Below are 14,210 nucleotides of genomic sequence, written 5' to 3'. Positions count from 1 at the left end.
TTGCACCGAATTTTTAAACACACAATTAAACATTAATATATTATGAAATTTTTTATTGATACAGCTAATTTAGCTCAAATTAAAGAAGCACAGGCATTAGGCGTTTTGGATGGAGTTACTACAAATCCATCATTGATGGCTAAAGAAGGAATTACAGGAAAAAACAATATTTTGAAGCATTATGTTGATATCTGTAATTTGGTTGATGGTGATGTAAGTGCTGAAGTGAATGCTTTGGATTATGACGGAATGATTAAAGAAGGTGAAGAATTAGCTGATTTACATGACCAGATCGTTGTTAAATTACCTATGACAAAAGAAGGTGTAATGGCAGCTAAATATTTTTCTGATAAAGGAATTAAAACCAATGTTACTCTTGTATTCTCTGTAGGTCAAGCTTTATTGGCTGCTAAAGCAGGTGCTACTTATGTATCTCCTTTTGTTGGCCGTTTGGATGATATTTCTACTGATGGTTTAAATTTAATCAGTGAAATTAGAGAGGTTTATGATAACTATGGTTATGAAACTGAAATATTGGCAGCTTCTGTGCGTCATACTATGCACATTGTAAACTGCGCTAAACTTGGTGCCGATGTAATGACAGGACCTTTATCTGCAATTTATGGTTTGTTGAAACACCCGTTAACAGATATTGGATTGGCTCAGTTTGTTGCTGATTTCGAAAAAGGAAATAAATAGTACTCAGTTTTAGACTGTGTAGTAATGCAGTCAAGAGAACTTATAAAAAAGTTCCGTTTCATTTCGAAACGGAACTTTTTTTGTTTTTAACTAATTTCCAAAAATTCAATATTTGAGTATTGGTTCAAATAAAAATCGTATGTGCGATTCTCAGCGATTTGAATTAGTGAAAAAAAATCCCATTCAAAAAAAAAACTAGAATGGGATTTTTTGAATTTATTTTATCGAATACTCAGTCTGAAAAAACTGAAGAAATTTTTCTTAGTGTCCGCCGCCTGCGCTTTCAACATGGCTGATTCCTTGACTCTTTAATATTTTAGGACAGTAAAAACCATAAAATGCTAAATAGGCAAAGCCAATAAGCGGTACGATGTATGAAAAATGTGTATAAGTAATACCAAATATTCCATTTGGATTAGTTAAGTCTAAATCGCATATTTTTCCTTGTACCAGAGGAATTACTCCACCGCCAAGAATCATCATGATTAAGAAAGAAGATCCTTTTCCAGTATTTTTTCCTAAACCTGCAATAGCTAAATCGAAGATTGAAGGCCACATAATAGACAAGAATAATCCACCAGAGATAAAAAAGAATTTAGCAATTTCTGGATTAGGCCAAACTAAGCCGGCAGCCATCATTAATAATCCTGACAGTCCAAAAAGCATTAAAGTTTTTCCAGCGTTTTTTCCACCTGCGAAACTTACAGCGATGAATAATAAAATCCAGAATGGGTAAATGTAGAATGAAGATACATCGTGTGCAGCAAAGATATTTGCACCAATGATTACTCCAAATCCTAAAGCAGGCACAATAAATTTAAGTGCAATATTTACTAAATTAGAAGTATTAAAAACATTAACTCCGCCATTCCAGCGCCCAATCATTAAACTTCCCCAGTACAATGCAATAAATGGCGCAATAGCATCTTCCAGAATACTGCCAAACTCACTCGTGTGCAATAAAGCAGGCAAGTTACTGATAATCGTTACTTCTGTTCCTACATAGATAAAGATTGCAAGCATTCCTAGATATAATTGCGGATAATCAAGGATACTGAATGTGCTGTGCGGATGTTTTATAGCTGATTCTTCTACTTTTTCCGGATCTTCTATTTTAGAAAAATTCATAAAAATAGCCACAATGATAAAAGCAAGACCTAGAATGATAAAAGGCAGTTTGATATCGTCTAATGAAAGAGCTGTTTTTTTGTTGTCTCCCATTCCAAATAAAGCTATTCCTAATAGAATCGCTCCAATAGTTGTTCCAAATGAATTAACACCTCCCGCTAATGTCAGACGGTGTGCTCCAGTGTTTGGACTGCCCATTTTAATTGCTAAAGGATTAGCAACAATCTGTTGAATTGAAAATCCTAATCCTACAGTAAATAAGGCGGTTAGGAAAAATGGAAAACTTTCCATTGTTGCAGCAGGAACAAATAAAAATGAACCAATAGCTGAAAGAATTAATCCAGCAGAAAGTGTTTTTTTGTATCCAAATTTTTGTAAAACATCAATTTTTAGAGATACTAAAAAGAATATTATAGATCCTACAAAGTAAGCAGCATAAAAAGCCCAGGCAACCAGCTGTGACTGTACTTGAGATAGTGTAAATACTTTTTTGAATACTGGGATTAAGATGTCATTGGCCGAACCAACAAAACCCCAAAAGAAGAAGACGATTATCAAAGAAATAAACTGCCCCCATTTGGTTTGCACATTTTCTGAACTCATAATTTAAAAATTTAATTTTTTTTGGTTATTATTAATTTTTTTGATGCTGCAAGACTGTAAATATATTTGTTAAGAATTTTAAAAAAAAATTTTAAGATATAAAGTTTTTCACTTTTAAATAAACGACATTAAATTGTCAACTAATGGCGGTTTTATTGCTTTTTTGCAGCTAAAAAAACGTTGTAGAACTGCGCTTTCAGTATAAAAAACCGATAGTTTTTGATTACGGAATAAATGTAAAAAACACACTAAAAACATATGGTGTGCTGTCTGTTTATAACTTTTATTCTAAGATTTTTATTTTTACTTCTTTGCTGTAATTTCTTCCAATTGGAATGGTATAGGATGAAATCTGAATTCTGTTTCCTTCTATGGATTTTACTTTGTTTAATGCAATTGTATACGATTTATGAATTCGCATAAAGCGCTCAGAAGGTAACTCATCAGTTAGGGATGTTAATGATTTATGAGTTATATAAGTCTTCTCTGCGGTGACAACTTTGATGTATTCTTTCATTCCTTCTATAAAAAGGATTTCATCAATATTTATCTTTACCATTTTTTTATCCACTTTGATAAAAAGATGCGGTTCCGCACGGTGGTTTTCGATTTTGATATTGTTTTTTAAATTGTGTTCTGCTTCAATTTTTTGGATACATTTTATGAAGCGGGGCAGCGGAATTGGTTTTACTAAATAATCCAATACTTCCAGATCATAACTTTCAGCTGCAAATTCTCTGAAAGCGGTTGTGATGATAATCCGGGTTTTGTATTCCAGCAGTTTAATTAATTCAAAACCAGTCATCATAGGTATATTGATGTCCAGAAATACAGCATCAGCAGTATTAGAATTGATAAATTCAAGGCCTTCTAATGAATTATTAAAAGTTCCAATAACTTCAAATTCTGAAAAATTTTCAAAATAATTGAGCAGTACTTTTATAGCCAAAGGTTCGTCGTCAATTATTACGCATTTAATCTTCATTATGTAAAGGTATTTGTATTTTAATACTATAAAAGCTGAATTTTATTGCTTGCTGTATGCTGAAATTGTTTTTATAGATAAGTTTTAATCTTTTTTTGGTGTTTGTTAAACCAATCCCTTTTTTGCTTGGTATTGGTGGTGAAATTACGAAATTATTTATTATTTCAAATTCGAGCTTAGAATTTATGACTCTGAAGTTTATTTTGATTTTAAGTCTGTCGTTGTTTGCTCCGCCATGTTTAAAAGCATTTTCAATCAGTGAAATAAACAATAACGGCGGAATATTTATATTGTCAATATCGGATTCTAGATTGAACCTGACTTCTACATTTTTAAAACGCAGTTTTTCAATTTCGATATAATTTTGAATATAATCTATTTCTTTTATTAGAGGCACATATTTTACATCTTCAATATCATATAATACATATTCCATCAATTGAGAAAGCTTAATAATTACATCTGGAACTTTGTTTGATGATTCTAATGAAAGTGCGTATAGATTATTGAGCGTATTAAAGAAGAAGTGAGGCTGAATCTGATTCTTTAAATACTTCAGTTTTATTTTGTTCTGATTCTCTATTATTGCCTTGTTGCGGTCTCTTTCTTTGAGCCATGTCAGCATCAAATAGATAGAAGATGCTATCGCAAGCACGTAAAGTTCTCCAATACAGACGGCTACGATATGGTTGATTTCAAATGGACTGTAATCTCTGTTAGCTTCCGGCCATATATTTTTCGAAATTAAATAATAAGTCAGCCCGGTTTTTAATAAATAGACAACTGCCAAACTTGCAATGAGCGAAAAGGCATATTTAATGTATTTAGATTTTAATACAAACATAGGAATGAGTATTAATAAATTGAAATACACTAATGGTATATGAAGCGAAAATTCTATGAGATTCGATTTGAAAGAATATCCGTAATTATTAAAATAAGCTCCCCATCTCAAGAAGTTAAGTATAAAATAGATAAACCAAAACCATATATGATTTTGAAGTTTTATATGAAAGTTAATTTTTTTCATCACTGATCTTGAATATGATAATGTTTAAATAAAACAGACAATCTGAGGTTGTGTTTTATTTTGCAACAATAATCATTTTGGTATTAAAAACGGCATTTTGGTAAAAAAAAATCTAAAAAAGTCTAATTAAGATAAAAAATGTATATTAAGAAAACGTTTTCGTAAAACGCATTATTGATTGAAATATGTCGTTGGTTTAAAAAACTGTGCTGTTGGTTTAATTTATTTTTTCAGGAAACTCCTTCCTTATAATTTTACGCTATAACTAACAAAAATAATTTAAAAATGAGAAAAATTTTTTTAATCGTAATGGTTATTTTTACTGCGCAGGTTACCCTTGCGCAGACAAAAAAAATCAATGGTTTTGTTTCAGATGCCTCGGGTACTCCGATATCAGGTGCAAATGTTAACGTAAAAGGGGAGACTAATGGAGCCTCAACGGATTTTGACGGTAAATTTACACTAGATGTTAAGCCTGGTGCTACATTAATAATTTCGTACTTAGGTTATGATACACGAAATGTAGAAGTAGGTGAGTCATCAACTATAGATGTAAAACTGAATGCAGCAAGTTCAACAGCTTTGACTGAGGTAGTTGTAACCTCATTAGGGATCAAGAAATCTAAAAAGTCTTTGACTTATTCTGCACAAGAATTAAAAGGAGAAGATCTTGTTAGAGCAAAAGATCCCAATTTAATGAATACAATTGCTGGTAAAATTGCCGGAGTTGCAGTAACTAAAAGTGCCGGAGGTACTGGTGGTTCTACAAAAGTTACTATTCGTGGAAATTCATCTACTACGAACAATAACCCTTTGTATGTTGTTGATGGGGTACCAATGCTGAATATTTCTTCATTTCAGCCTAATGATTCATTTGGTAATACTCAAGGAGGTAACCGTGACGGCGGTGATGTTATTGGGCTGTTAAATCCAGATGATTTTGAAGGGATGACAGTTCTTAAAGGTGCTTCAGCAACTGCTTTATATGGCAGCCAAGGTGCTAGAGGAGTTGTTCTATTGACTTCTAAAAAAGCAAAAGAAGGTATTTCTGCTTTCAGAGTATCTTCTAATACAACTGTTGAGACTGCAGCTTATCTGCCAAAATTCCAAACGTCTTATATTGCTAAACCAGGAGCAGATGAGTCATGGGGAGCAGCAAAAAGTACACCAGATCACACAAGAGACTTTTTTGAAACAGGATTAACACAAATTTCTTCTTTCGGTTTCTCTACTGGATCTCAAAATTCTGCTACTAATATTTCTTATGCTAACACTTCTGCTAATGGTATTATACCAACTAACAGTTTAAGTAAAAACAATTTTAGCATCAGACAAATGGGTAAATTCTTTGGAGACAGATTAACTGTTAATGCCAATGCAAATTACACTTCTCAATATGTTACAAATAGACCAACCAGCGGTTTGTATTTTAACCCGTTAACAGGTCTTTACCTAATGCCAAGAGGATATGATTTTAACGAATATAAAAATAACTTCGAAAAATTCGATCCTGCCAGAAATATGATGGTTCAAAACTGGATGACTAACAGAGATATTGAACAAAATCCATATTGGGGATTAAACCGCAATAAATCTGTAGATGGCAATCAGCTGATGAATGGATCTGTTGGGTTGAATTATAAAGTTAATAACTGGTTATCTGTTGGGTCAAGATACAATTACGACAGAGTAACTTCACAATTTGATAAAGAAATTTATGCTTCAACTCAAGGAACTTTATCTCATGCAAATGGCAGGTATATTAGTATTGACGACGTGAGTACTCAAAATTACGGTGACTTAATTGCAACAATTAATACGAAAATAAATAACGATATTACATTTTTTGCAAACGTAGGTACCAGTTTTACAAAAACTTCAATTAATGATGAAACAGTTTTAGATTCTGATCCATCTGGTTTAGGAATCACAAACTGGTTTACACTTCATAATTTCAATTCAAATACTGGTAATTATCAAAATTACGGATACCGCAGAGAGCAGCAGTCTGTTTTTGCAGCAGCAACTTTTGGATACAAAAATATGTTGTATGTAGATGTCACAGGGCGTAATGACTGGTCTTCTACATTGGCAAACACTGGAAATCTCTCTTTCTTCTATCCATCTGTTGGAACAACAGCTATATTGTCAGAAATGTTTAAAATGCCAGAAGCAATATCATTTGGAAAAGTTCGTGCTTCCTTTGCACAGGTTGGTAATGATGTTCCTGCATTCTATACTTCACCAACTTCTCAGTATAATGCTGCAAATCCACAAAATATCAATCCAACTGTTGGTCCAAGACCAGGTACAAACCTGAAACCTGAAAGCCAAAACTCTTTTGAATTAGGTACGGAATGGAGATTTGTTAATAACAGATTCGGTATAGAATTAACTTATTACAATAACAAAACTAAAGATCAATTGCTTACTATTCCAGCTCCAGCAACAAATGCTGAAGGTTATCAAAATTATGCTTACAATGGCGGTGTGATTGAAAATAATGGTATTGAAGCGTTATTGAATGCTAAAATTGTTGATAATGATAAATTTAAATGGGATGCAACTCTAAACTACTCAAAAAACAACAATAAAGTTTCTGGATTGCCAGAAGAATTAGGAGGAACAGTTGTTTTGACACAGCCTGGTGTTAACAGTTATAGATATTCATTAATCAACGGCCGTCCATTTGGAGTTATCGAAGGAATCAACCTTAAAAGAGATGATCAGGGAAGAATTTTGCTGAATGCTGATGGTTCAATCCAAAAAACAGGTTTTGAGGAAGTTGGAAATGCAAATCCAGATTATATGTTAGGTTTAACTAACTCATTTAAATATGGCAATTATTTCTTAAACTTTACAATTGACGGACGCTTTGGCGGAGATGTAATGAGTTTGACTGAAGCGGTAAATGATAAATTTGGTGTTTCTAAAGTAACTGGTGATGCCAGAGCTGCCGGCGGTGTAGATATCAATGCTGTTTATGCTCCTGGAACACCAAATGCAGGACAAGCTTATTCAGGAAAATACTCGGCAGAAAGCTACTACAGCCAAGTGGGTGGAAGAGAAGGTGCAACAGGTGAATATATTTATAATGCTACAAACGTAAGTTTAAGAGAATTGGCTTTAGGATATACATTTGATCTTAAAAATAATAAAATTTTCAAAACTGCTAACCTGTCTTTAGTAGGCAGAAACTTATTCTTTTTCTACAAAGATGCGCCATTTGATCCAAATATTTCTTTGAGTACAGGTAATGGTTTACAGGGGATTGATGTTTATGCAGCACCATCTACAAGAAGTATCGGTCTTAATTTAAATGTAACTTTCTAATCTTATATCATCATGATACTAAATAAAATAAAAACAGCTGCTATATGTGCTTCATTGCTTGCGGCAGTAAGCTGTACAAGCGATTTCAACGAAATTAACACCAATCCGACTGGGATTACGGCTAAAGATCTTGAGCAGGATTTTAATCATGTAAAAGTTCCTTTTACCACTGTTTTTACAGGTATTTTCAATACAACACACTGGAAATATCAGTTACAGCAAAACCTGAGTGCAGATATTTGGTCAGGATATATGGCTACGCCAACTCCCTTTAAAGGAGCCGCAGGAGATAACTCAAATTATAATTTTGTTGATGGCTGGAATGGTTTTATCTGGAGTCTGCCTTATACTGATGTAATGGCAAATACTTTAAAAATCGAACAGAGAACAAAAGGTAAATACGATCAGTTCTATGCTATTTCGTTGATCTTGAAAGTGGAAGGAATGCATAGAGTAACTGATGTTTTTGGTCCAATTGTATATTCTCAGTTTGGAACAACAAATACTACTATTCCTTATGATTCACAGGAAGAAGTGTACACTAAAATGTTTGCAGAACTTGATTATGCAGTTACAGAATTGACTAAAAGAGTAAATGCTGGTGAAGCTTCAACTTTTGCATCAGTAGATATGAGCGGTTACGGAGGGGATTACAAACAATGGATTAAATATGCAAATTCATTACGTCTGCGTTTAGCTATGAGAATTGTTAAAATAAAACCAGCTTTGGCTAAAACAGAAGCAGAAAAAGCAATCAGCCAGACTTTTGGCGTGATGACTACAAATGCTGATATCGCTAAAGTAATCATTCCAAATTTTATAGATCCGATTCTAACTATTTCCTCTTCATGGGGTGATATCAGAATGTCTGCAGATATGGAGTCTATCATGGGCGGATATGCAGATCCAAGACTAGCAAAATACTTTAATGAATCAGCTGATTTTCCTGGTCAATACAGAGGAGTTCGTACCGGTATTAACATGATAGCTAAATCAGACCGCACAGGTATGTCTGAAATTGGTTCAATCGTTGGATCAAATGAAAAAGTGTTAATGACTACTGCCGAAGTATTTTTCCTGAGAGCAGAAGGAGCATTAAGAGGATGGAATATGGGAGGAACTGCCCAAGCTTTATATGAAGCAGGTATTACAGCTTCGTTTGCACAGCATGGCGCTTCAGGTGCATCAGCTTATATTGCTGATAACGTGAAAACTGCTAAAGATTTCGTAGATGTTAAAGATGCAGCAAATAATGCAGTGGCTGTAAATAATGTAACTGTTGCCTGGGATGGTGCTGCCGTTAATGAGGTGAAGCTGCAAAAAATCATTACTCAAAAATGGATTGCAAATTTCCCTGAAGGGCAGGAAGCCTGGTCTGAATACAGAAGAACTGGATATCCAAAATTATTTAGAATATTGCACAATACCAGCGGGGGAACAATTACAACTCAGTATGGACCGAGAAGAGTAAACTTTGTACAGTCTGAAAAAGACGGAAACCCTGGCGGTGCTGCAACTGGGCTAACTAAATTAGGAGGTCCTGATAATGGAGGAACTAGACTTTGGTGGGATACTACCGGAGCTAATTTTTAATAATGACCTTATAAATTAATATATTCAGTTATTTTTATTCCAGGCAGCTGTTTATTGGCTGTCTGGATATAAAAATGAAGCTGCACGATTTTTTGATAAAATTTTAAAAACATATTGTCACCAAAAAAACGCATTGTTGATTGAATAATGCCGTTCGTTTAAAAAAAAGATGTGTTGGTTTAATTTATTTTTTCTAAGAATAAAGTCAATATAAATTTGTATTAAAACCAACAAAAAATATTAAAATAATGCTGTAAGATTTTTTTATTGAATAAAGGTATTAAAGCCAGTTCCGCTCAAATTTTTAAAGGAGTTTTACTTTATTCATGAGTTTATTACTATCGAAATTTCTTTTTATTTTTTTCAAAATAAAATTTATATACAAGTGAAACCTAGTGGTTTTACATCAAAAAACGGATTAAAGAATTAATAAAAACTGAAAAAGATATATGTATCTTTATGAAAATTAACATTTAATAATAGAGATACTATAATTTTTTATACAATTTAAAATATATAATTACAAAAAATCATGAGAACTACATCAAACTTAGGTAATGACATAAGCTTTAAAAAGGCAGGTCAGTTTGAAGATACCCGTTTTGAAAAAATCCATAACGTAATTTTTAAAAATGCTGCAGATGCTTCAATAATCGTTGCAAACGAGATTGCGGATTTAATTCGTTCCAAACAAGAAAAGAATAAAAAATGTGTATTGGGTTTGGCAACAGGATCTTCACCTATAAAAGTATATCAGGAATTGGTTCGCATGCACAAAGAGGAAGGTTTGAGTTTTGATAACGTTATTACTTTCAATTTAGATGAATATTATCCAATGCCAAAGGAAAGTAATCAGAGTTATCATTATTTCATGCACCAGCATCTTTTTAATCATGTAGATATCAGACCTGAAAATGTGAATATTCCTGATGGAACTGTCGCATTAGAAGACTTGAATCAGTTTTGTGTTGATTATGAAATGAATATTAAAAATGCAGGAGGACTTGATTTTCAGTTATTAGGAATCGGGCGTACGGGACATGTAGGCTTCAACGAGCCTGGATCACATATAAACTCAGGTACTCGTATTATTACTTTGGACCATATTACCAAAGTTGATGCCTCAGGTGATTTTAACGGAATTAGTAATGTTCCTAAAAAAGCAATCACGATGGGTGTTTCAACAATTCTTAGATCCAAAAGAATTGTACTAATGGCTTGGGGACAGAACAAAGCTTCTATTATCAAAAGAACGATTCAGGGAGATATCAGCTCAGAGGTTCCGGCTACTTTTTTACAAAATCACAATAATACTACTTTTGTTTTAGACAAAAGCGCCGCTTCTGAACTAACCCGTTTGGAAACACCTTGGCTGGTAGGGGAGTGTATCTGGACTGAACAATTAAAGAATAAAGCAATTGTCTGGCTTTGCCAGCATACCAATCAATCGATTTTAAAACTGACTGACAGGGATTACAATAATAACGGAATGTCTGATTTATTAGCTTCGGGAAGCTCGTCTTATGATTTGAATATTAATATGTTCAATGTACTGCAGCATACTATTACGGGATGGCCCGGCGGAAAACCAAATACGGATGATTCTTTCCGTCCAGAGAGAGCTAATCCTGCTAAAAAAAGAGTAATTCTTTTTAGTCCGCATCCAGATGATGATGTGATTTCTATGGGAGGAACTTTTGCAAAATTAATCAAGCAGGGACACGATGTTCATGTAGTCTATCAGACTTCTGGCAACATTGCAGTTACAGATGACGAAGCATTAAAGTTTGCTGAAGTATGTAATGATTTTGTTGAAGGGGATAAATCTGGAATTAATTTTCAATCCGTAATTGATTCGATTAATTCAAAACCAATTGGCCAAAGCGACACATTAGAAGTTAGAAAATTAAAAGGACTGATACGAAGACGCGAGTCCTATGCTGCAACAAGATATATTGGTCTGAAAGATGAAAATACACACTTTTTGGACATGCCGTTTTATGAAACAGGAATGGTTCAGAAAAAGCCTTTAGGACCAGATGATATTGCTGTTGTAAAAGATATTATTGAAAAAATAAAACCGCATCAGGTCTTTGCTGCAGGTGATCTTGCAGATCCGCACGGTACGCATGAAGTGTGCCTGAATGCTATTTTTGCAGCGATGAAAGAATTGAAATCAAAAACTTTTATGAACGATTGCTGGCTGTGGCTGTACAGAGGTGCCTGGCATGAATGGGACATACATGAAATTGACATGGCAGTTCCGTTGAGTCCAGATGAAGTGTTACTGAAAAGACAGGCTATTTTATACCATCAGTCCCAAAAGGACAGAGTAATGTTTCAAGGAAATGATTCAAGAGAATTCTGGGTTAGAGCCGAGGACCGAAATAAAAATACTGCCCGATTATATGATGATCTAGGTCTGGCAGAATATGAAGCGATTGAAGCTTTTAAACGTTTTGAGTACTAAATATCATCGTTTTTGTTTAGTGTTAGGTTCAGTGCTGAACTTTAAGTTTTTTTTGATAAATCTATAGACTTGAGTTTAGCACTATTTCACATTTTTATTCACACACTTTTTTCTATCAAATGAAATATATACTGTTTTTTTTATTAGCCTCTTTTGTTTCTACAGCTCAAGTCACTAAAGAGCAGTTAAATGTAATGCCTTGGCCTCAAAATATTAGTCTTAGCGAAGGTTCTTTTGCATTAACAAAGAATTTTAAAGTAAATATTACCGGTGTTCCAAATGCAAGAATATTTGTCGGTGCAGCTAATTTTTTGAGACGATTGGACGGAAGGACAGGGCTGTTTTTTAACCAAGGATTCATAACTGGTTTAAATGAAGTTCCAGAAGCTCAATTGCAGATTAATTGTGTGAGAAACGGAAAAATTGACCTTTATGAGGATGAAAGTTATTTATTGGATATAACTCCAAATAAAATTACAATAAATGCGGCTACGGATGTTGGTGCACTGCACGGTTTGGAAACCTTATTACAGCTTTTACAGAATAATAGTAATTCATTTTATTTTCCTGTTTCAAAAATTTCCGATTTTCCAAGATTTACCTGGAGAGGGCTGATGATTGACGGAGCAAGACATTTTATGCCGGTTGATGTTATTAAAAGAAATCTGGACGGAATGGCTGCTGTAAAAATGAATGTTTTTCATTGGCATTTGGTAGATGATCAAGGCTGGAGAATCGAAATGAAAAAACACCCGAAGTTAATACAGATGGCATCGGATGGGAATTTTTATACTCAGGAAGAAATCAAAAATGTTATAAAATACGCCAGTGATAGAGGAATTCTAGTAGTTCCGGAAATTGACATGCCAGGTCACGGAACTGCTATTTTGACCGCTTATCCGGAAATAGGAAGTAAAGTTGAAGTTTTGAATGTTGGCAATGGTGAAAAAGGACAGCAGTTAAAACAAATTCAAAAGTATGATTTAGAAAGGAATGCAGGGATTTTTACACCTACTCTTGATCCTTCAAGTCCAAAAACTTATGAACTTATAAGTTCAATTTTTGATGAAGTCTGTCCGCTTTTTCCGGGTAAGTTCTTTCACATTGGAGGGGATGAAAACGAAGGCAAAGACTGGGATGCGAATCCTAAAATTCAGGAATTCAAAAAGAAGCATAATTTAGCAAACAACCATGAACTGCAGACTTATTTTACGATGCAGTTAATCCCAATGCTTAAAAAACATAATAAAGAATTAATGGGCTGGGAAGAAATTATGACCAAAAATATGTCCAAAGAGGCTATAATCCATTCTTGGAAAGGGGTTAATGAAGGTCAGACGGCAGGACAATCATTAGTGGATGCTGTAAAAGGAGGTTACAAAACTGTTTTGTCCAATGGATACTATATCGACTTGATGTACGAAGCTGCAGATCATTATACGGTAGATCCAATGCCTAAAAATGTCACTCTAACTAATGAAGAAAAAGCAAGAATTTTGGGTGGAGAAGCAACTATGTGGACCGAATTAGTAACATCAGCAACAATTGACAGCAGAATTTGGCCTAGGACAGCGGCTATTGCAGAACGTTTTTGGTCTAATGAAAGTGTTACAGATATTAACAGTTTACGCAAAAGACTGAAGACTGTTTCTTTTAGATTAGAAGAATTGGGACTGACACATCTAAAAAGTAAAGAAGGTCTGTTAAGAAATATCAGCAATAATCAAAAAAGTGATGCTCTATTTGATTTGTCTAATGTCTGCGAACCGCTAAAAGGTTATACAAGAAACAGCGAAGGGACTGAATATAAAATGTATTCTCCGTTGACTTTATTTGCAGACGTTTGCACGCCGGATGCATCAGATGCGGTAGATTTTGACCAGGCTGTTACTAATTTTTTGAATAACAAATCATCTGAAAATCAAAATTTAGTAATAAGCTATTTAAATAAATGGATTAAAATGGATTTGGATCTTAATGCATTGAGTAATAATGCACCGCTTGTAAAATCGTTGCTGCCATTGTCAAAGAGTTTAAATGATATTGCAGAACAGCTTTTACTCAAAATTGATAAAAAAGAAAATATTGATGCAGCAGTATTAAATAGTCTGCTTGAAAAATGTAATTCGAAAGAGCATGCCGATGTCGAATTGGCAGTATATAAAAGTCTGAAAAAATTAGTTCAGGCTTAATTTAAATTCAAAAATTAAAGTTGGAATTGTTAAGATTGAGTTTGGTTATTTGTATTTTACTATGATCACTTTTGTTTTGAATTATTATTGTTTTTTTTTATGAAAACAATATACTCAACCTGGTAATTCGTTGCCAGGTTTTTTTATAAATGGTTTAAATTTATGTTATTTGTGCAG

8 protein-coding genes are annotated in these 14,210 nt (G+C 33.7%); 5 read left to right on the top strand and 3 right to left on the bottom strand.

Annotated elements, in window-relative coordinates; all coding sequences use genetic code 11:
• Positions 1-42 precede the first annotated feature (42 nt).
• Positions 43-699, top strand: a complete 657-nt coding sequence (gene fsa, locus OZP07_RS12080) for a fructose-6-phosphate aldolase (protein ID WP_194642039.1) — start codon at positions 43-45, stop codon at positions 697-699.
• Between the two features lie 261 nt (positions 700-960).
• Here fsa and OZP07_RS12075 read toward each other — a convergent pair whose 3' ends face one another.
• The 3 genes from OZP07_RS12075 to OZP07_RS12065 all read right to left on the bottom strand — a co-directional run bounded on the left by OZP07_RS12075 (position 961) and on the right by OZP07_RS12065 (position 4,445).
• Complete coding sequence (locus tag OZP07_RS12075; protein WP_281635268.1) at positions 961-2,430, bottom strand: MFS transporter; 1,470 nt, start codon at positions 2,428-2,430, stop codon at positions 961-963.
• A 283-nt stretch (positions 2,431-2,713) separates the two neighbouring features.
• Complete coding sequence (locus OZP07_RS12070) at positions 2,714-3,415, bottom strand: LytR/AlgR family response regulator transcription factor (protein WP_194642041.1); 702 nt, start codon at positions 3,413-3,415, stop codon at positions 2,714-2,716.
• Entirely contained in the window at positions 3,405-4,445 is a 1,041-nt protein-coding gene (locus tag OZP07_RS12065; RefSeq protein WP_194642042.1) for a sensor histidine kinase, read from the bottom strand. The genes OZP07_RS12070 and OZP07_RS12065 overlap by 11 nt, the downstream gene beginning before the upstream one ends.
• Before the next feature lie 285 nt (positions 4,446-4,730).
• Here OZP07_RS12065 and OZP07_RS12060 point away from each other — a divergent pair, with 285 nt between their 5' ends.
• The 4 genes from OZP07_RS12060 (at position 4,731) to OZP07_RS12045 (ending at position 14,033) form a co-directional block, all read left to right on the top strand.
• A complete protein-coding gene (locus tag OZP07_RS12060; RefSeq protein ID WP_281635267.1) occupies positions 4,731-7,778 on the top strand; it encodes a SusC/RagA family TonB-linked outer membrane protein in 3,048 nt (1,015 codons plus the stop codon).
• A gap of 12 nt (positions 7,779-7,790) precedes the next feature.
• Positions 7,791-9,371, top strand: coding sequence for a RagB/SusD family nutrient uptake outer membrane protein (locus OZP07_RS12055; protein ID WP_281635266.1), 1,581 nt, complete (start codon positions 7,791-7,793; stop codon positions 9,369-9,371).
• 532 nt (positions 9,372-9,903) lie between these two features.
• Entirely contained in the window at positions 9,904-11,841 is a 1,938-nt protein-coding gene (gene nagB, locus OZP07_RS12050) for a glucosamine-6-phosphate deaminase (RefSeq protein ID WP_281635265.1), read from the top strand.
• A gap of 119 nt (positions 11,842-11,960) precedes the next feature.
• Positions 11,961-14,033: a beta-N-acetylhexosaminidase gene (locus OZP07_RS12045; RefSeq protein ID WP_281635264.1), complete on the top strand. Its 2,073-nt coding sequence runs from the start codon at positions 11,961-11,963 to the stop codon at positions 14,031-14,033.
• The last annotated feature ends 177 nt before the right edge of the window (positions 14,034-14,210 follow it).

Source organism: Flavobacterium marginilacus, from assembly GCF_026870155.1.
GTDB lineage: Bacteria > Bacteroidota > Bacteroidia > Flavobacteriales > Flavobacteriaceae > Flavobacterium > Flavobacterium marginilacus.
This window is presented reverse-complemented; position numbering and strand designations above follow the sequence as displayed.

What these genes read in the sequence shown, in the direction of transcription:
- fsa (WP_194642039.1), top strand. Translation starts at nt 43, where the DNA reads ATGAAATTTTTTATTGATACAGCTAATTTAGCTCAAATTAAAGAAGCA.
- OZP07_RS12075 (WP_281635268.1), bottom strand. Translation starts at nt 2,430, where the DNA reads ATGAGTTCAGAAAATGTGCAAACCAAATGGGGGCAGTTTATTTCTTTG.
- OZP07_RS12070 (WP_194642041.1), bottom strand. Translation starts at nt 3,415, where the DNA reads ATGAAGATTAAATGCGTAATAATTGACGACGAACCTTTGGCTATAAAA.
- OZP07_RS12065 (WP_194642042.1), bottom strand. Translation starts at nt 4,445, where the DNA reads ATGAAAAAAATTAACTTTCATATAAAACTTCAAAATCATATATGGTTT.
- OZP07_RS12060 (WP_281635267.1), top strand. Translation starts at nt 4,731, where the DNA reads ATGAGAAAAATTTTTTTAATCGTAATGGTTATTTTTACTGCGCAGGTT.
- OZP07_RS12055 (WP_281635266.1), top strand. Translation starts at nt 7,791, where the DNA reads ATGATACTAAATAAAATAAAAACAGCTGCTATATGTGCTTCATTGCTT.
- nagB (WP_281635265.1), top strand. Translation starts at nt 9,904, where the DNA reads ATGAGAACTACATCAAACTTAGGTAATGACATAAGCTTTAAAAAGGCA.
- OZP07_RS12045 (WP_281635264.1), top strand. Translation starts at nt 11,961, where the DNA reads ATGAAATATATACTGTTTTTTTTATTAGCCTCTTTTGTTTCTACAGCT.